General features: G+C 69.7%; 18 protein-coding genes. 12 read left to right on the top strand and 6 right to left on the bottom strand.

Annotated elements, in window-relative coordinates; genetic code table 11:
• Nucleotides 1-193 precede the first annotated feature (193 nt).
• Both ABZS64_RS23265 and ABZS64_RS23260 read left to right on the top strand, forming a co-directional pair.
• Nucleotides 194-910, top strand: coding sequence for a TetR/AcrR family transcriptional regulator C-terminal domain-containing protein (locus ABZS64_RS23265; protein ID WP_355832763.1), 717 nt, complete (start codon nt 194-196; stop codon nt 908-910).
• A gap of 35 nt (nt 911-945) precedes the next feature.
• Complete coding sequence (locus ABZS64_RS23260; protein WP_355832761.1) at nt 946-2088, top strand: NAD(P)/FAD-dependent oxidoreductase; 1143 nt, start codon at nt 946-948, stop codon at nt 2086-2088.
• On the opposite strand, the gene ABZS64_RS23255 is transcribed toward ABZS64_RS23260, so the two are convergent.
• Together ABZS64_RS23255 and ABZS64_RS23250 are read right to left on the bottom strand one after the other, a co-directional pair.
• A complete protein-coding gene (locus tag ABZS64_RS23255) occupies nt 2009-2482 on the bottom strand; it encodes a hypothetical protein (protein ID WP_355832758.1) in 474 nt (157 codons plus the stop codon). The genes ABZS64_RS23260 and ABZS64_RS23255 overlap by 80 nt on opposite strands.
• Nucleotides 2472-2963 carry a plastocyanin/azurin family copper-binding protein gene (locus ABZS64_RS23250; protein ID WP_355832755.1) on the bottom strand — a complete coding sequence of 164 codons (492 nt, stop codon included), beginning with the start codon at nt 2961-2963 and terminating at the stop codon, nt 2472-2474. Before ABZS64_RS23250 ends, ABZS64_RS23255 begins: the two co-directional genes overlap by 11 nt.
• A gap of 104 nt (nt 2964-3067) precedes the next feature.
• Between ABZS64_RS23250 and ABZS64_RS23245 the strand changes: the two genes are divergently transcribed.
• From ABZS64_RS23245 to ABZS64_RS23205, 9 genes are all read left to right on the top strand, one after another.
• Nucleotides 3068-3646: a sigma-70 family RNA polymerase sigma factor gene (locus ABZS64_RS23245; RefSeq protein ID WP_355832753.1), complete on the top strand. Its 579-nt coding sequence runs from the start codon at nt 3068-3070 to the stop codon at nt 3644-3646.
• Entirely contained in the window at nt 3643-4323 is a 681-nt protein-coding gene (locus ABZS64_RS23240; RefSeq protein ID WP_355832750.1) for a zf-HC2 domain-containing protein, read from the top strand. Before ABZS64_RS23245 ends, ABZS64_RS23240 begins: the two co-directional genes overlap by 4 nt.
• A 576-nt stretch (nt 4324-4899) precedes the next feature.
• Nucleotides 4900-5871, top strand: a complete 972-nt coding sequence (locus tag ABZS64_RS23235) for a 3-oxoacyl-[acyl-carrier-protein] synthase III C-terminal domain-containing protein (protein WP_355832747.1) — start codon at nt 4900-4902, stop codon at nt 5869-5871.
• A 2-nt stretch (nt 5872-5873) separates the two neighbouring features.
• The gene (locus ABZS64_RS23230) at nt 5874-6821 is read left to right on the top strand and encodes a hypothetical protein (protein ID WP_355832744.1); all 948 of its coding nucleotides are present in this window, start codon (nt 5874-5876) and stop codon (nt 6819-6821) included.
• Nucleotides 6821-8788, top strand: a complete 1968-nt coding sequence (locus ABZS64_RS23225; protein ID WP_355832742.1) for a fatty acid CoA ligase family protein — start codon at nt 6821-6823, stop codon at nt 8786-8788. Before ABZS64_RS23230 ends, ABZS64_RS23225 begins: the two co-directional genes overlap by 1 nt.
• Complete coding sequence (locus ABZS64_RS23220) at nt 8785-9819, top strand: NAD-dependent epimerase/dehydratase family protein (RefSeq protein WP_355832739.1); 1035 nt, start codon at nt 8785-8787, stop codon at nt 9817-9819. The genes ABZS64_RS23225 and ABZS64_RS23220 overlap by 4 nt, the downstream gene beginning before the upstream one ends.
• Before the next feature lie 2 nt (nt 9820-9821).
• The gene (locus tag ABZS64_RS23215) at nt 9822-12971 is read left to right on the top strand and encodes a non-ribosomal peptide synthetase (protein ID WP_355832737.1); all 3150 of its coding nucleotides are present in this window, start codon (nt 9822-9824) and stop codon (nt 12969-12971) included.
• Entirely contained in the window at nt 12968-13648 is a 681-nt protein-coding gene (locus tag ABZS64_RS23210; protein WP_355832735.1) for a formyltransferase family protein, read from the top strand. The genes ABZS64_RS23215 and ABZS64_RS23210 overlap by 4 nt, the downstream gene beginning before the upstream one ends.
• Before the next feature lie 93 nt (nt 13649-13741).
• On the top strand, nt 13742-14200 hold the full coding sequence (locus ABZS64_RS23205) for a DUF5709 domain-containing protein (RefSeq protein WP_355832732.1): 459 nt from the start codon (nt 13742-13744) through the stop codon (nt 14198-14200).
• 57 nt (nt 14201-14257) lie between these two features.
• Here ABZS64_RS23205 and ABZS64_RS23200 read toward each other — a convergent pair whose 3' ends face one another.
• The 3 genes from ABZS64_RS23200 to ABZS64_RS23190 all read right to left on the bottom strand — a co-directional run bounded on the left by ABZS64_RS23200 (nt 14258) and on the right by ABZS64_RS23190 (nt 15436).
• Nucleotides 14258-14515 carry a type B 50S ribosomal protein L31 gene (locus ABZS64_RS23200; RefSeq protein ID WP_355832729.1) on the bottom strand — a complete coding sequence of 86 codons (258 nt, stop codon included), beginning with the start codon at nt 14513-14515 and terminating at the stop codon, nt 14258-14260.
• 57 nt (nt 14516-14572) lie between these two features.
• Nucleotides 14573-14737 (bottom strand): 50S ribosomal protein L33, encoded by a 165-nt coding sequence (gene rpmG / locus ABZS64_RS23195; protein ID WP_355832726.1) that lies wholly within the window; start codon nt 14735-14737, stop codon nt 14573-14575.
• A 138-nt stretch (nt 14738-14875) separates the two neighbouring features.
• Entirely contained in the window at nt 14876-15436 is a 561-nt protein-coding gene (locus tag ABZS64_RS23190) for a CchlQ (protein WP_355832724.1), read from the bottom strand.
• Between the two features lie 120 nt (nt 15437-15556).
• On the opposite strand from ABZS64_RS23190, the gene ABZS64_RS23185 reads away from it, so the two are divergent.
• A complete protein-coding gene (locus tag ABZS64_RS23185; protein ID WP_355832721.1) occupies nt 15557-16366 on the top strand; it encodes an HAD hydrolase family protein in 810 nt (269 codons plus the stop codon).
• Nucleotides 16367-16427: 61 nt separating this feature from the next.
• Here ABZS64_RS23185 and ABZS64_RS23180 read toward each other — a convergent pair whose 3' ends face one another.
• Nucleotides 16428-16805 carry a hypothetical protein gene (locus ABZS64_RS23180; protein WP_355832718.1) on the bottom strand — a complete coding sequence of 126 codons (378 nt, stop codon included), beginning with the start codon at nt 16803-16805 and terminating at the stop codon, nt 16428-16430.
• Nucleotides 16806-16885 lie beyond the last annotated feature (80 nt).

The raw sequence follows: 16885 nt of genomic DNA, 5'->3' as shown, positions 1-16885 counted from the left end.
CATTGATGGTGATGTCGAAAAACACGTTACTCATGGCTTCATCCTGACACCCACAGCCACAGCAGCGCACACCAGACCCACCATGCAGCGCAGAAGGGCACACCCCGGGCGGCGCCCGCGGTCAGGCCTGCTGTGTACCGAGCATGTTCGTAACGAGCTTGTTCGCTACGAACATGTTCGTTACCCTCAAGGCATGACAGCACACGCCCGTGAACCTCGCAGCCGCCGAGAACGGCCCGCCAAGCCTGCCCTGGCACGGGCCGGGATCGTCGCGACCGCCGTCGAATTGATGCGGGCCGAGGGCCTGGAGCGAGTCACCATGCGCCGCTTGGCGCAGGAGCTCGACACGGGCCCGGCCTCGCTCTACGTCTACGTCCGCAACACCGCCGAGCTGCACGCGGCGGTCCTCGACGAGCTGCTCGGCACGGTGGACCTGACCCCCGCCGGGGACGACTGGGACTGGCGTGATCGGCTCGTGCGCGTTCTGACGTCGTACACGCATGTGCTGTTCGAGCACCCCGGACTGGCCCGGTCGGCGCTGGTGGCCCGCCCCTCCGGGGAGCACTACCTGGATCTGGTGGAGACCGTGCTCGCGCTGCTGAGCGAGGGCGGCGTGCCGCCCGAGAGGGCGGCGTGGGCGCTCGACCTGCTTCTGCAGTTCGCGACCGCGACCGCCGCCGAGCAGGCCACCAGGGACCAGGCCGTCGACGCCCAGGACGACTGGGACACGCTGACCGCCGCACTGCACGGCGCCTCCCGCGACCGGCACCCGCACATCGCCGGCCTTGCCACCGAGCTGCTGTCCGGGTCGGGCCCGGACCGCCTGGCCTGGGGCTTCCGCGTACTGATCAGCGGAGTGTCGGCCGCGCCCCGACCGAATGCCGGTCCGCCCGAGGACCGGCAGGCATAACCACCGACCTTTCCCCTCACCCTCAGGAGCACCACGTGTCCCTGCACCACTCCATAGCCATCGTCGGCGCCGGTCTCGGCGGCCTCACCCTTGCCCGTGTGCTGCACGTCCACGGGATCGATCCGGCCGTCTACGATCTTGAGGCCTCACCGGCCGCCCGCGACCAGGGCGGCATGCTCGACCTGCACGAGGACTCCGCCCAGGCCGCGCTGCGTGCCGCCGGCCTCTTCGACGAGTTCCGCGCCATCGTCCATCCCGGGGGCGAGGCCATGCGCATCCTCGACAAGGACGGCACCGTACGGCTGCAGGACGACGCCGAGGGCGACCGGCCCGAGGTGAACCGGAACGATCTGCGCCGCATCCTGCTGGACTCCCTGCCCACCGGCACGATCCGATGGGGCGCCAAGGTCACCGGTGCCCGCCCCCTGGGCGACGGGCGCCACGAGGTGGCACTCGCCGACGGCACCACCTTCACCACGGACCTGCTCATCGGGGCCGACGGAGCCTGGTCGCGGATCCGCCCGCTGCTCTCCGAGGCCACGCCTGTCTACTCCGGCGTCTCCTTCGTCGAATCCGACCTGCCCGACGCCGCGACCCACCACCCCGACACCGCCGAACTCGTCGGCGGCGGCCTGATGTTCGCGCTCGCCGAGGAGAGGGGGATCCTCACCCACCTCGAGAGCGACGGCACCGTGCACGCCTACATCGCCCTCAGGACGACAGCCGACTGGGTGAGCAGCATCGACTTCACCGACACCGACACAGCGAAAAGGATCCTGTTGGAGCACTTCGACGGCTGGGACCAGCGGCTGCGTGCGGTGATCGCCGACGCCGATGGCGCCCTGGTCCCCCGCCCGATCCACGCCCTGCCCGTCGGGCACCGGTGGGACCGGACGCCCGGCGTGACGCTGCTCGGCGACGCCGCCCACCTGATGTCCCCCTTCGCCGGCGAAGGGGCGAACCTCGCCATGCTCGACGGCGCTGAACTCGCGGCCGCGATCGCCGCCCGCCCCGGCGACACCGAGACGGCCCTTGCCGACTACGAGCAGGCCCTCTTCCCCCGCAGCGAGCACTCCGCCGCCCAATCCGCCGCAAACCTCACTCTGTGCTTCGGCCCCGACGCCGTGCAGGCTCTCGTCGACCAGATGGCCCAGTACCGGGCCGATGCGCCTGTTTAGCCACCTGGACCGGGCGGGCGAGCAGGGCCAGTGCCGCCAGAGCGATGATCCCTGCCGACTCGACCACGATGGTGCCCCGGACCAACTCCGCGTCGAGAGACTCATGGAAGCCGAAGAGGCCGGAGGTGAGGCTGATGATCAGCGCGGCCAGGGTACCGGCCGTGAAGAGCGCTCCGAGGGCGGCCGCAACGCCGACGTATCGGGTGGGCGTGGCCAGCAGCGCGAGGGCCAGCAGGCCGCCAACGATGCCGTTGAGCAGGAAGAGCACGCCGATGGTGGCCAGGTCCCGGTAGCCGTCGTCCCAGAGGGCGAGGTGGATCGCGGCCATCGCCGCGGTCAGCCCGGCACCGGCCAGTCGGAGGGCGATCGTGGCGACCACACGTTCAGTAGCCATTGTTCTGCGACGGCGTCGTGTTCACGGGTGCGGCAGCACCGCCCACGGTGATCTCGGTCTTCATCCCCATGTCCTTGTGCGCGTCGACGGGGCAGTAGACCTCGTACGTGCCGGACTTCAGGGTCACCTTGAGCGTCTCTGATGCTCCGGGAGCGAGGGTCTTGGTGCGGTGCTCTCCAGCGGGGCCTTCGATCTCCAGGGCGTGGTCGTGATGGCCGCTGTTCTTGGCCACGAAGGCGTAGTCGCCCGCCTTGAACGTTGTCTGTGACAGTGCGATGTGGAAGTCGGTCAGGTCTGCCTTGACCTGTGTCACTCCCGGTGCGGAGCTCTTGGGCGGTGCGGAGCTCTCCGGCGGTGCGGAAGTCTTCGCGCCACCTCCGTGTCCGCCTGCGTTGCCACTTCCGCAGCCTGCGAGTACGCCCGCCAGCGCTCCGGCTGCCAGCCCCAGCACCACGCGGTTGCGAGTGAGTGTGCATGTCATGACTCAGCCCTCCGCAGAAGTTCAGTGCAGCAGTAGTTACGGATGAACCGCGCCGAGGGATTGGCGGACCAATCCCTTTGGGGAAGTGAGCCGTATCCACTGGTATGCAGAGAATGGGCCTGCCTCTGGGGCGCGTATCGGACGAGGCGCTGCTGTCCGGACTGACGACGGCCGATCCGGAGATCGAGGTTGCGTTCGTGCGCCGCTTCCAGCGCACGGTCTTCGGCGTCGCGATGGCGGTTGTCGGCGATCTCCAGCTCGCCGAGGACATCGCACAGCAGACGTTCGAGCGGGCGTGGCGGCATGCCCAGATCTACGACTCCCGCCGCGGGTCCGTGAAGACCTGGCTGACGATCATCGCGCACAACCTGGCGATCGACGCGGTCCGCGGCCGCAGAGCAAGTCCCGTCGCGCCCGAAGACCTGGACGCCCTCCTCGACGTCGTGACCGACACCCCCGAGCAGCGGGCGCTCGCCGACGAGACGTCGGCCCGGATACGGATGGCGGTGGCGGCCCTGCCACGGGAACAGGCCCGTGCCCTGGTGATGGCGGGGATCTACGGAATGACCGCCCAGCAGATCGCCGAGTTCGAGCAGATTCCACTGGGCACGGCCAAGACAAGGATCAGGACGGCGATGGGCAAACTGCGGACAACGCTGGGAGCCGAGGTGAGCCGACGATGATCAGCATGACGTGCGATCAGTTGACCGAGCTCGGCCCGGAGTTGGCGCTGGGCGCTCTGCCCGCCAGGGAGCGGGCCCAGGCGGTCGCACACCTGGACCGCTGTCCCGGCTGCCGGGAACAGGTCGAGCAGCTGACCCTCGTCGGAGACGGCCTGCTCGGTCTGCTTCCGGGCACTGAGCCGCCGGTCGGCTTCGAGACCCGGGTGATGAACCGGCTGAACCCGTCCCGGTCGGCGACGCGCCGGCGCCCGCGGTTGCGCCTGCGCGTCGCAGCCGCCGCGGCGGCCCTGGCGCTTGCCTTCGGCTTCGGCGGCTGGGCCATCAGTACGGCCGTCGACCACAGCACCACAGCTTCCTCGCAAACGGCCCAGGTGAACAGACCTCTGCTGCAGGCGCCCCTCGTTGCGGGCGGCCACGAAGTGGGCCGGATATTCGCCTACCCGGGTTCGCCGGGCTGGGTGTACATGTCCGTCGACCTCGACGGGGCCAGCGGACCAGTTCACTGCCGGCTCATACGTTCCGACGGCACCACGGTTCCCATCGGCTCGTTCTCGCTGGCGGACGGCTACGGATACTGGGGCGCCCCGGCCGCCGTTGACCCTTCGACCGTGACTGGCGCCCGGCTGCTGGCGCCCGACGGCACCGTGCTCGCGGTTGCGCAGTTCCCCGCACCGTAGGCGGAGCGCCTGCGGTCAGGGTCCGTACGTAGAGGAAAAGGGCAGAACACGACATTCGCATGATCGAGATCCGGACAGAAACATCCCGCGGATTGTCCACAATTGGCGATCACTAAAACCAGGTCCTTGTTCCCCGCACGCGCAGGTGCGGCGAGGTGCGCAGCGCAGCTCGGGCGCGATTCCGCCCACAGCAGGTTCCCGCCCTCCGACTCCTCCGCTATTCCGCAACAGCGCCGACATCCTGACGCAATAATGGCCGCAAGATTTTGGCCATCACACTCTGCAACGCCCCGTAGCTACTGAGTGGTAATCATCACAGCCGCACAGTGTCATACCCCCCTGAGCAGTGCGCTAACGTCATCCCGGCGGCGCGCCGAAGCCGGGGATTTCATGACCTTTGACCAGGCCGGCTCTCGCCTCGGCAGTGAATCCAGAATTCATTGAGTTTTCAACCCTGTCGGCGCGCCCGCGTGAACAAGGAACCACCAGGAGGGGTTTGTGCACAAGAGTCGATTAGAGTCCATCGGGGCATATCTCCCCGCGGCTGTGATGAGTACTCCGGAACTCCTCACCCGCATGGAGAAAACGCCAGAGTTCGACCTCTTCAAAATTACGGGAATGGCCGAGCGCCGCGTCGCGGACGACACTGCCGATATCCCCGAGGACTGCCTCACGATGGCAGTCTCCGCGGCCCGCGACTGCCTGGATCGCTCGCGCTACGCCCCGGACGAGATCGACGTCGTGATCTCCTGCTCCATCAGCCGCACGACCGACGGCCGGCGCCACCAGTTCGAGCCGTCGTTCGCCCACCGCATCGCCAAGGAGATCGGCGCAGTCTCCGCCATTCACTTCGATGTCTCCAACGCCTGCGCGGGCATGATGACCGGCGTCCATCTGCTCGACCGGATGATCCGGTCCGGTGAGGTGCGCAACGGCCTGGTACTCAGCGGGGAGCACATCACCCCGATCGCCTTCACTGCCGCGCGCGAGATGGAGGACAGCCGCGACCCCCAGTTCGCGTCCCTCTCCGTGGGCGACTCCGCCGTCGCCGTAGTCGTCGATCGCGCCACCGACGAAGCCGACGTCATCCACGACATCGAGCTGATGACCTCCTCGGAGTACTCGCACCTGTGCATCGGCATGCCCAGTGACGACACCGGCGATCTGGCCATGTACACGAACAACAAAGAGATGCACGCCCAGGACAGGCTCTCACTGTGGCCGACCTTCCACCGCGACAAGCTGGCCGAGAACGATCGCCAATTCGCCGACGAGGGATACGACTTCGTCGTCCAGCACCAGGTCGGCAGCCGGTTCATCGACTTCATGAACCAGGTGGGCGAGAGCATCTTCGATGCGCCGATGCCGCAGTCGCTCTCGGTCGTCGAGAAGCTCTCCAACACCGCGACCACCTCTCACTACCTGGTACTGCACCAGGCACTCGCGGAACGCCGGATACCCAAGGGATCCAAGATCCTCCTGGTGCCCGCCGCCTCGGGTGTGGTGACCGGTTTCCTGTCCGCGACCGTCTCCTCCCTGGAGGTATGACCATGGCCACCGTCATCACCTCCACCGCGCTCAGCCCGGCCGACGACACAGGCAGCGCGATCGGATACGCGGCATCGGCGGGCAGCGCCTGCCTGGAGCAGGCCGGGCTCACCGCCGCGGACGTCGACGTCCTGATCAACGTCGGCGTCTACCGCGACTCCAACATCTCCGAGCCGTCCGTCGCCGCACTCATCCAAAAACGCATCGGCATCAACCTGGAATACCTCCACGCCCCCGACCGCCGGGCCGCGTTCTCCTTCGACCTCATGAACGGCGCCTGCGGTGTCCTCAACGCCGTTCAGGCGGCCGGCGCCCTGCTGGCAACCGGCAGCGCCCGCCGGGTGCTGGTGGTCTCCGCCGACACACATCCCTCTATGGACCCCTCCAAGGCGGGCACTGCCGAGTTCCCGTACGCGAGCACCGGCGCGGCGCTGTTGCTGGAACGCACTGACGACGCCCGCGGCTTCGGCCGCGTGCAGCACCGGTCGGCGCCGGGGACACACGGCGTCAACGGGTATCTGCCCCTGTACGAGGCCGGATCCGAGGGCCGTAACACCGTCGTCGTCGACCGCGACGGCGGCGTCCTGGAGCGGATGCTCGACCTCGCTGTCGACTCGGTACGCGGCTGCCTCACGGCCGAGTACGGCACCGACGCCGACACGGCGGCAGCCGTCCTCGACCGCACCCTGCTGATCACCTCACAGCCCTCGCCCGACTTCCCCGCCCAGCTCGCCAAGCGCCTGGGGATGGCATCCGATGCCGCCGTCACCGTCGAGGGAGTGCAGGGCGACCCGCACACCTCGGCACTCGCCTACGGCTTCCGCCAGGCCCAGGACGCGGGCAGGTTCGCGGGCTTCGACCGGATCCTCTTCCTCACCATCGGCGCCGGGCTGAGTTCGGCAGCGTCCCTCTACCACCTGGCCGACGAGAACGACGGAGCCGCCCGCTGATGCCCGGCACCACGACCGCACTGCGCCAGGACGCGTTCCTGACCGAACTGCTTGCCTGGCACGCCATCCGTACGCCCGACAAGCCGGCCGTCATCCACCCGGACGGCGACCGGATGGAGTCGGCCGGCCGACCGGCGTACGCCTCGGTCGGCTACGCCGAGTTCGCCTCCCGGGTCACCGCCTGCGCCGCCGCACTGGAGGAGCACGGCATCGGCCGCGGCACCCGTACAGCCCTGCTGGTGACTCCGGGCGTCGACCTGCTGACGCTGGCCTTCGCGTTGATGCACGTCGGCGCGGTTCCCGTGGTGGTCGATCCCGGCATGGGGCTGAGCCGCATGCTGGACTGCATCCACCGGGTGGGTGTCCAGGCATTCATCGGCGTACCGTCCGCACACATCCTGCGGCGGCTGCGCCCGCGTGCCTTCGCCGGAGTGCAGAGCCTGATCAAGGTGGGCCGCGGCAGCGGCACCGCACTTGAGGAGCTGACCGCCCTCGGTGCTCGCCTGCCGCAGCTGCCTCCGCTGGAGTCCGGGCACGACGACCTCGCGCTGATCGGCTACACCACCGGAAGTACCGGCCCGGCCAAGCCGGTCGAGCTCACCGTCGGCATGCTGCGGGGAATGGCCTACGGCGTCGAGGGCGGCCACTTCACCGCCGACATGCACAGCACCCTGGTCACCCTGCCCCTGATGGGCGTGTTCGACCTCGCGGCGGGGCGCACGGCCGTGGTGCCGAAGATGAACATGGGCCGTGTCGGCGCCGCCGACCCCGCGCTGCTGACCGACGCGATCCAACGCTTCTCCGTGAACGCCATGTTCGCCTCCCCCGCGCTGCTGGGTCCCCTCTCCGCCCATCTGGCCGAGTCCGGCGCCAAGGTGCCGTCGCTGCGCCTGATCGTCTCCGGCGGCGCACCCGTGAGCCCGGAGCTGATGGGCGCGCTTCGCGCCGTACTTCCCGACGAGGCACGCGTGTTCAGCACCTACGGGTCGACCGAGGCACTGCCGATGGCTCTGGTGGAGAGCAGAGAAGCACTGGCCGGACCAGCGGCAGGACCGGCTGAGGGCCTGGGTGTCTGCGTGGGCCGGCCCGCACCCGGCACGTCGGTCCGCACGATCAAAGTCAGCGACAGACCGATCCCCCGATGGACACCCCAACTGCCTGTGGCAGCCGGCGAGATGGGCGAGATCGTGGTCAGCGGTCAGGCAGTCAGCCCGCGCTACTTCCAAGCACCCCAGGCGGACGCCGAGCACAAGATCCAGGACGGCGGGCGTCGTTGGCACCGCACGGGCGATGTCGGCTGGATCGACGGTGAGGGACGGCTCTGGTTCTGCGGGCGCAAGAGTCACCGGGTCCGCGCAGCCGACGGCGATCTCCACACAGTCCGATGCGAGAGCGTCTTCAACACCCACCCGCAGGTGCAGCGCACGGCGCTGGTGGGCTTCGGCCCGTACGGCGAGCAGCGGCCGGTGCTGTGCGTGGAACTGGCACCGGGCACCGACCGCAAGCAATGGCCCTCCATCGAGGGCGAGTTGCGCGAACTGGGCGCGAACAACCCGATCACCAAGGCGATCGCGGACTTCCTGCCGCACCCCGCGTTCCCCGTCGACATCCGCCACAACGCCAAGATCCGCCGGGAGCTGCTCGCCGGATGGGCCGAGGACCAGCTCACCGGAAGCCGCCGCCCGACGGCGGCCGACCGTGCGCTGCGCGCTGTACCGCTGCTCGGCTGGGCGTACCTGGCGGCCTGGCCGCTGCTGCCCCTGGACCATGTGGCTCTCACCGCCCTCTGGTGGCTGGACGCCTTCCTGAGCGTCGTGGTCCACGCGGTCCAGATACCGTCCGCGCTGCACGCTGAGGAGGAACTCGGCACCGGACGAAAGCCCTGGGCGACAGCCGCGCTCACGATGCTCTTCGGAGCGACGTGGTGGCGTCCACGCAGCAGCAAGAGGAAGGGTGTCGCCGCGTGAAGGTGCTGGTGACGGGCGCGTCCGGGTTCCTCGGCAGCCATATCGTCGACGCTTGTGCACGCGCCGGCGACGAAGTGCGGGTTCTGGTACGCAAAGAGAGCGACCTGAGCCATCTGCGGGCCGTCGCAGGCATCGAGTTCGCGTACGGCGACCTGCGCGACGCCGCCTCGCTGGGTCGGGCGATGGACGGCATCGATTCGGTGCACCACAGCGCGGCCCGGGTCACCGACAGGGGTACCCGCGCCCAGTTCTGGGACGAGAACGTCTCGGGCACGAAGCGCCTCATGTCGGCGGCCCGGGAAGCAGGGGCACGACGCTTCGTCTTCATCAGCAGCCCCAGCGCGCTGATGGGCATACGCGGCGGTGACCAGCTCGACATCGACGAGAGCGAGCCCTTCCCCGCGCGGCACCTCAATCTCTACTCGGAGACCAAAGCCGCAGCGGAACGCCTGGTACTGGCCGCGGACCGCGCGGACTTCACCACCGTCGCGCTGCGCCCGCGCGCCGTGTGGGGCCCGCGCGACCACTCCGGTTTCATGCCGCGGCTGCTCGCGAAGATGATGACGGGCAGCCTGCCCGACCTCTCCGGCGGCAGGCAGGTGTACGCCTCGCTGTGCTACTGCGAGAACGCCGCCGATGCCTGCGTGCGGGCAGCGCGGGCCGAAGGGGTCGGCGGCAGGGCGTACTTCATCGCCGACCAGCAGCCTGTGGAGATCTGGAGCACGCTCGCAGGCCTCGCCGAGCGGTTCGGCGGCAAGCCTCCGACCAAGCGCGTCTCCCACGGCCTGTTGCGCGCAGTTGCCTTCACTGCGGACATGGTCTGGAAGCTGCCGCCGCTGGCCAAACACTCCTCGCCTCCGCTGTCCCGTTACTCGCTGGCTCTGCTGACCCGTTCGGCGACGTACGACATATCGGCGGCGCGGCGGGATCTGACGGCTCCGCGGGTGGACCACGAAGCGGGGATGGCCCGGCTCGAGGCCTGGATCGACAGCATCGGCGGCGTCAACGAGTTCATCAGGAAGGTGACTTAGCCATGACCGCGCAGCAAGCCGCCACGGGCATCGAGCCTGGGGCGGGTCCTGGGGCCGGTCCCGTGGGCCGCACCGCCTTCCGCCGGCCCGTTTCCCCGACCGAGTGGTCCTATCTGGCCGCCGCCCGCCTGGGCGAGTTGCTGGTGCTCCAGCTCGTGGTCGAGGGAACCGGGCCGATCGACGCCCTGGCCCTGAGCCGCGCCGTGGCGCGGGCCTCGGCGTCGTGCCCGGGCTCGCGGCTCGTACGGCGCGGAAGAATGTGGGTCGACAGTGGACTGCCGGCCCGGGTCGTCGTCGCCGACGGTCGGGCCTTCGACCGCAGTACGTTCACCGGCCTGCCGGAGCTCACCGGTCCGCCGGCCGAGGCGGAAGGCCGCTCCGGCTGCGAGGTGCTGCTTCTCACCGGCGAACCCAGCACCGTGGTGTTCCGCGCCCCCCACGCCGTGATGGACCTCAAGGGGACGGCGATCTGGGCAGCCGAGGTCTTCCGCGCTCTCCGCGGTGATCCGCTGCACGGCGCCGCCGGTTCCCTGGCGGACTATCAGTTGCTGGACAGGCTCGGCCGAGTCGGGCAGCGGCCCCGCCTCGGGCTCGATCAGCGCTCGCCGTTGGGCGGCCGTGCGGGCAGCGGCTCGGTGTGGCGGCGGCGTACGCTTCCGGGCCGACACGCCGCGCTGGCAGCGAAGGTGGCGTCGGCGGTTGCCGGAACCATCGGCGGTTCGTCGGCCCGGATCATGATCCCCGTGGATCTGCGGCGGCACGCTCCCACCGTGTCGTCGACAGCCAACCTGGCGCTGCCGGTGTTCCTCGACGTCCCGGCCGGGCAAGGCAGTGATGCGGTACACCGGCGGCTGCTCAACGCCCTGGCCGCGCGGCAGGAGTTGGCGGCCGGGGCGGAGGCGGCGCTGGCGCGGCTGCCATTGCCCGCGGCCGCGGCGCTGGTCGGCGCTTCGCGCGCCGCCTCGTACGCCCGCCACCGCTATCTGGCGTCGGCGATCGTGTCCAACGCCGGCCGACTGGCGCTCGAGGACTTCAATACCGGGGAGTTCACGGCGACGACCGTGTACGCCCTTCCGGTGCATGCACCCCTGGTTCCTGTCAGCATCGCTCTGCTCGAACTGCCGGATCACACGGAACTCGTGATCTCCGCCCGCGGGGCCGCGGATGTCGGCGAGCGCTGCGAGTTGCTGCTGGACCGGATCGAGACCGCGCTGGGCGCGGCCGTACCAGTCTCCTCGTACGCGCCGCCGGTGGCGCCGCCCCGGGAGCCCTGCGCGGCCGACCGACTGCTCGCACCCGGACCTGACGGGCTTACGCCCCTGGACACCACAGTGGTGCAGCTGTTCCGGGCGCAGGCCGCCCGGCGGCCGGACGCACCCGCCGTGATCGGCGACGGTCTGCCGTGGTCGTACGGGGATCTGGACCGCCGCTCGGACTCCGTCGCGGCCGCGCTGCTGGCCCGGGGGGTCAGGCGCGGCGAGGTGGTGGGCGTGCTGGCCGACCGCTCGGCGCTCGGCCTGGCCGGGGTCTGGGGTGTCCTCAAGGCGGGCGCTGCGTTCCTGCCGATGGACGTACGCAATCCGGCGCAGCGGGTCAAGGAGCTGCTGCACGACGCGGAGGTCCGCTTCTGCCTGACGGAGGCGGCCTCGGCCGACAAGGTGGAGGGGGCAGGCTGCGCGGCGATCCTCCTCGATGACGTCGCACGTGGCGACGGGACAGCCGACGAGCACGCCCTGGCAGCAATCGCCGCTGCCGCTCCCGGCCCGGACGATCTGGCGTACGTCATCTACACCTCGGGTTCCACCGGCAAGCCCAAGGGCGTCCAGATCGAGCACCGGAGCCTCGTCAACGTGGTCGGCTGGATAGCCCCGTTCCTGCGGTGCGACGAGCAGACGCGGGCGGCGTACTCCTTCTCGCCCGGCTTCGACCTGTCGATGATGCAGATCTTTCCGCCGTTGTTGCACGGTGGCGCCGTCGTACCAGTGCCCGGCGAACTCGACCACGTCAAACTGCGAGAGATGTACTCGGGGCTGCGAGCCAACACCCTGGCCCTGACCCCGACCCACCTCGAACTCGCCGACCGGCTCGGCCTGCGTGCGGCGGGTATCCGCGCGCTGCACGCCGGCGGCGAGAACCTGACCACGGCCACGAGCCGGCGGGCACGCGCGTCCTTCGGGCCCGACTGTCTGATCGTCAATATCTACGGTCCCACCGAGGCGACGGTGGCCTGTACCGTCGCCGTCGTCGGCGACGACTCCTCACGCGCGTCGGCGCCGATCGGAGTGCCGGTGCACCGCACCTCGGTGGCCGTGCTTGACGAGCAGCAACACGAGGTCCGGGACGGCGAGTTGGGCGAGCTGTATGTAACGGGTGTTCAACTGGCCCGTGGCTACCTCGGCCGACCCGACCTGACAGCCGACCGCTTCGTCTACCTCCCCGACGGCAGGCGCGCCTACCGGACCGGCGACCTGGTGCTGCGGCTGCCGGACGGACAGCTCGAGTACGCGGGCCGGATCGACGCGCAGGTCAAGATCCGCGGTCACCGGGTCGAGCCGGCCGAGGTCGAGGCGGCGCTCACTGCGCTGCCGGACGTCGCGCAGGCCGCGGTCGTCGCCCGCCGCAGGCACCCCGCCGGCCCGCCGGTGTTGTGCGCCTACGTGGTTCCCGCCGAGGGTACGGCGGTCATCGACGAGGCAGCCGTACGGGCGGAGTTGGAGCGTACCCTGCCGTCCCACCTGGTGCCGTCGGTGGTGTGTGCGGTGCTCGGGCTGCCGGTGACGGCCAGCGGCAAGACCGACCGCAACGCGCTGCCGAATCCCTTCGATGAAGCCGACGGAGCAGCCGCAGAACCCGGGAGGCCGGCCGTCCCGGAAGGGACCGGAGGTGCTCCGGGGCCCGGCACTACGGCCGTGATCGCCGGGATCTGGTCCCGCATTCTGCACTGCGATGCCACGCGCCTCGATGCCTCCTCCGACTTCCATGCGCTGGGCGGCGATTCTCTCGCCGTCCTGGAGATGCTGGCCGCGCTCGGCGACGAACTGCTGGGCAAGGCCATGGAGCAGCAGTTCCTGGCCCGGCTCGGGTCCCTGAGCGAGAATCTGACGCTCGGCCGGGTCGTCGAGACCGTCGACGACCTGCGGAGCACGTCGTGATCTTCGTCGGTGAGGGCGCGCTGCTCCGGCGCGCCGTACAGCACACACTGGACAGCGGCCTGGCCGTGGACCTGGTCTGCGGCCCTGCCGCCCCGCGGACGGCTGGGCCCGACGTGCCCTTCCTGGCCGCGGCGGACGTCAACGCGGTCGCTGCCGAACTGGCCGCCGCCAGCACGGACGGCCTTGTCTGGTCGGTCAACAACCGGATGATCTTCCGCGCTCCGGTCCTCTCCACCGGGCTGCGCATCCTCAACGTCCACCATGGGCCCCTGCCTGCCTATCGCGGGCTGCCCGAGGTGGCCCTCGTATACGCGATGCTGCGCGGCGAGCGGGAGTTCGCCGCGACACTCCACCACGTCGACGAGGGCATCGACACCGGCCGGACCCTGGCCGCCGAGTCCTATCCGATCGGCCCCGACGAGCCGTACCACGTGGTGCTGCGCCGCGGTCTGGAAACCTGCCACGACCTGTTCAAGCGCTGCCTGCCCCTGGCCGCAGCCAAGCCTGACTGGACCGGCGAGCCCACCCGGCCCACGGGGGCCGGCGGCGGCAGCTATTTCGGCCGCGAGGCACTGGCCCGTCTGCCCGAGCACCGCGGCCACCCGAACTTCGCGCGCGCCACCGACCTGGGCTTCCTGGCCGGCTACCTCCCGGAGCTCGCCGCAACACTGCGATGAAGGCCGACCCGGGGCGTGCAGAACAGTCCGCCCCGGGGCGCCCGGCGCCGCAGCGTGGCGGAAACTGGAAGTACGGCGCCGTGAGGAGGAGACATGACCGAGAGCTCCATGGGTGACGAGGTCTACCAGCCGGACGGATCCGAGGTGCAGGACGACGCCGGGCTGCTGGACGCCGAGGACACTCTCGAGGATCCCGCCCTGCAGATCCTCTCCAACGGATTTTCGCCGCCGGACGCACCGTGGGGCGTGGAGCGGGTGGGCACCACCGCAGCCGAGCAGCGCCTGGGCGAGAGCCTTGACGAGCGGCTGGCCGAGGAAACACCGGACGTCGATGTGCCCGAGGGCGACGGGCTCGGCGACGCCTGGGACACCGACGGCGAGCTGATCGACGAGGAGGTCGGGTCGGAGCTCGCAGGCCGGCTTGTGGCCCCCGACGAGGGGGCCCACGCCGGCCTGGAGAAGGACCTGATCGCTACCGATGTGGGCATCGACGGCGCCGCCTCGGCGGAGGAGGCGGCGATGCATCTGATCGAGGAATCCGAGCAGTTCTGATCCGCACAGGACTGCGGCGGGCGCTCGGCCGAGCGCCCACCCTGGGACGTCCGGCTGTCAGCCCCGGCTTGCCGCGGACGCGTAGCGGCGCTCGAAGCGCTCGATGCGGCCGGCGGTGTCCATCACCCGCGCGTTTCCGGTGTAGAACGGGTGGCTGGCAGAGGAGATCTCCACGTCGATGACGGGGTAGCTGTTGCCGTCTTCCCACTGCACACGCTCGGCGGAGTCTGCCGTCGAGCTCGTCAGGAAGGCAGCGCCCGCCGCACGGTCACGGAAGACGACGGGGCGGGAGACGGGGTGGATACGAGGCTTCATGCGAGAGTCCTTCGCGTGAGAAGGGACAGTTGGTCGTCTGCGGCGTAAGGGGGCCGGTCAGCGTTCCTCACGGAACACAACGTGCTGGCCGAGGGTGGGGTCGTACTTCCGCAGGTGCAGCCGGTCGGGGTCGTTGCGCCGGCTCTTGCGCGTGACGTATGTGCTGCCGGTCCCGGCAGTCGAGCGCAGCGTGATGACCGGTCGGGTGTCGCTTCGTGCCATGAGGTGCCTCCAGACGATTCCGCTGGATCCCACCCCCCATATAGGGATGGTTTTCGTTTTCACTCGCGAGCTGATGGCGTCAACGCGCCAAGGGCCGGCCGCATTCCCGGACGCGACCCGCTCCGATGGACGCCGCGTTCACGTCCCCGCGGGGAGCGCGCCTTGGCAGATCAGGCACCGGTCCCTGCCGTCCCATCCGTCCCACCCGAAAGCTGCGGGCGAGAGGGACCGGCCCTCCAGTTCATTACGCACGGCGACCCGATAGCTCCAGACCGTGCCGAGGTAGGGGTGGTAGACGTCGTGGAAGGCAGGTGAGGTCAGCGACGCGCCTGCGGCGACCGCGCGCTGAAGAGCACGGAGCTGCTCGAACATCGCCTGCCCCGCACCGGCGACGGCTGCGGACGCGTCGATGAACAGCCGCTCGCGCACTTCATAGATCGCGGCATCGCTCAGTGCCGCGCGAGTGGCCGCGTCCAGGTCGGCTTCGGCACCGGGAGCTTGCGCGATCTCGCGCAACCGCGCGTGGCACGCCCCGGCGGCGGCGATGAACTCGATGTACACAGCCCGCCGCCGTGCCCCGACTCCGCGGTCGTCTTCGTGGCGATGGCGCAGGTAGTCAGCCAGTACGGTGCCAGAAATGGCAATGGAGCCACCGCTGACCGCCGCGACGAGTGTCCCCCAGTCCACGTCTTCCCCCATGCAGTGATCACGTCGCCGACGACTGGAATCTACGCGCGGCTTCCCTCGAGGAACAGAGGTCAGGGTCGCCGAAGTACCGGAAGTCAGGGCGTGCGCCAGGCAGTTCAGTAGCATCGGTCAATGAATCTTCCTCGGCTGATCGCCACCGATCTCGACGGCACGCTCCTGCGCCGCGGCGGCGCTCTCTCGGAGCGCACCCTGCGCGCCCTGCGCGGCGCAGTCGACGCCGGTGCGGAGGTCGTCCTCGTCACCGCCCGGCCACCCCGGTTCGTCGACATGCTCACCACCGCGACCGGGCTGGTCGGAACGGCCGTATGCAGCAACGGCGCCCTCGTGTACGACGTCGCCGTGCGGACCGTCGTAGAAACACGAGCCCTGGCGGTGTCCGCCGCCCGCCAGGTGGCCACCGTGCTGTCGGAAGCCGCACCCGGACTGGGCTTCGCCGTGGAGACCGGCCATCAGGTCCTGTACGAGCCGGGGTTCGGCCTTCGCTTCCCCGGGGCCGCCGACACCGAGGTGGCCGTGCCCTCCCTGCTGGACCTGTGGCTGACCGATGTCCCCATCACCAAGCTGCTCGCCTGGTCCGCGCAGCTCGACGCGGACTTCCTGCTCGCAGCCGCGGAAGCGTCGGCCGGCGGGGTGGCACAGTTCACTCACTCGGGCGGGGCCGGTCTGCTGGAGATCAGCGCGCCGGGTGTCAGCAAGGCAAGCACGCTCGCCGCGTTGTGCGTCGCGCGCGGAATCGACTCCTCGGAAGTGGTCGCCTTCGGCGACATGCCGAACGACCTGACCTTCCTGCAGTGGGCAGGCACCGGCTACGCCATGGCCAACGCGCATCCCGCTGTGCTCTCCGCGGTGCGGCGGCACACGGCGTCGAACGAGGAGGACGGGGTGGCTGTCGTCCTCGAACAGCTCTTCAGCAGGGCCTGAGGGCGGGGCGCCCGTAATACCGATTACGGGGCCACGCCACAGGTGAAGCGAATGGCGACGATCAGGCGACGCCCTTCTTCGTCGCGCTGCACTGATAGTTCTTGCCATTCTTGGTGAAGCAGAGCTGAAGCCAGACAGTGGTGCCCTCGCGAATGCTGAGGTGCTTGTCCTGCCCCTTGTTCTCGCCATTGGCGTAGACGGAGACCTTGTTCCCGCCCCATGTCAGATAGGCGCGGGCACCGATGCCGTCGGCCTTGTAGTCGCCGACGTGGAGGGTGTTCGTCCCGTGGTACCAATACGCGGCGGACCGGGAGGTGTGGATGACCGCGGTCGTTCCCATGGCCTCTGCCGCCATGGATGTGGAGGCGAAAATTCCGGTCATTGTCAGGGCGGCCGTACCCGTTAAGGCGGCCTTCCAGGCGGTATTGCCGAATGTCATGAACGTCCTTCCCCAGAGGATGTCAGATCGCACCGGACTGGTCGGTCCCGGCGCTGCACCAAAAATCCTCCGCGATCGGC

Origin of the sequence: Streptomyces sp. NPDC005408 (genome assembly GCF_040606445.1) — a bacterium.
Classification (GTDB): domain Bacteria; phylum Actinomycetota; class Actinomycetes; order Streptomycetales; family Streptomycetaceae; genus Streptomyces.
The sequence above is the reverse complement of the archived record's forward strand: the minus strand, read 5'-3'. Positions and strand labels throughout refer to the sequence as shown.

What these genes read in the sequence shown, in the direction of transcription:
- ABZS64_RS23200 (WP_355832729.1), bottom strand. Translation starts at nt 14,515, where the DNA reads ATGAAGCCTCGTATCCACCCCGTCTCCCGCCCCGTCGTCTTCCGTGAC.
- ABZS64_RS23185 (WP_355832721.1), top strand. Translation starts at nt 15,557, where the DNA reads ATGAATCTTCCTCGGCTGATCGCCACCGATCTCGACGGCACGCTCCTG.
- rpmG (WP_355832726.1), bottom strand. Translation starts at nt 14,737, where the DNA reads ATGGCACGAAGCGACACCCGACCGGTCATCACGCTGCGCTCGACTGCC.
- ABZS64_RS23230 (WP_355832744.1), top strand. Translation starts at nt 5,874, where the DNA reads ATGGCCACCGTCATCACCTCCACCGCGCTCAGCCCGGCCGACGACACA.
- ABZS64_RS23180 (WP_355832718.1), bottom strand. Translation starts at nt 16,805, where the DNA reads ATGACATTCGGCAATACCGCCTGGAAGGCCGCCTTAACGGGTACGGCC.
- ABZS64_RS23215 (WP_355832737.1), top strand. Translation starts at nt 9,822, where the DNA reads ATGACCGCGCAGCAAGCCGCCACGGGCATCGAGCCTGGGGCGGGTCCT.
- ABZS64_RS23255 (WP_355832758.1), bottom strand. Translation starts at nt 2,482, where the DNA reads ATGGCTACTGAACGTGTGGTCGCCACGATCGCCCTCCGACTGGCCGGT.
- ABZS64_RS23245 (WP_355832753.1), top strand. Translation starts at nt 3,068, where the DNA reads ATGCAGAGAATGGGCCTGCCTCTGGGGCGCGTATCGGACGAGGCGCTG.
- ABZS64_RS23265 (WP_355832763.1), top strand. Translation starts at nt 194, where the DNA reads ATGACAGCACACGCCCGTGAACCTCGCAGCCGCCGAGAACGGCCCGCC.
- ABZS64_RS23205 (WP_355832732.1), top strand. Translation starts at nt 13,742, where the DNA reads ATGACCGAGAGCTCCATGGGTGACGAGGTCTACCAGCCGGACGGATCC.
- ABZS64_RS23235 (WP_355832747.1), top strand. Translation starts at nt 4,900, where the DNA reads ATGGAGAAAACGCCAGAGTTCGACCTCTTCAAAATTACGGGAATGGCC.
- ABZS64_RS23225 (WP_355832742.1), top strand. Translation starts at nt 6,821, where the DNA reads ATGCCCGGCACCACGACCGCACTGCGCCAGGACGCGTTCCTGACCGAA.
- ABZS64_RS23190 (WP_355832724.1), bottom strand. Translation starts at nt 15,436, where the DNA reads ATGGGGGAAGACGTGGACTGGGGGACACTCGTCGCGGCGGTCAGCGGT.
- ABZS64_RS23250 (WP_355832755.1), bottom strand. Translation starts at nt 2,963, where the DNA reads ATGACATGCACACTCACTCGCAACCGCGTGGTGCTGGGGCTGGCAGCC.
- ABZS64_RS23240 (WP_355832750.1), top strand. Translation starts at nt 3,643, where the DNA reads ATGATCAGCATGACGTGCGATCAGTTGACCGAGCTCGGCCCGGAGTTG.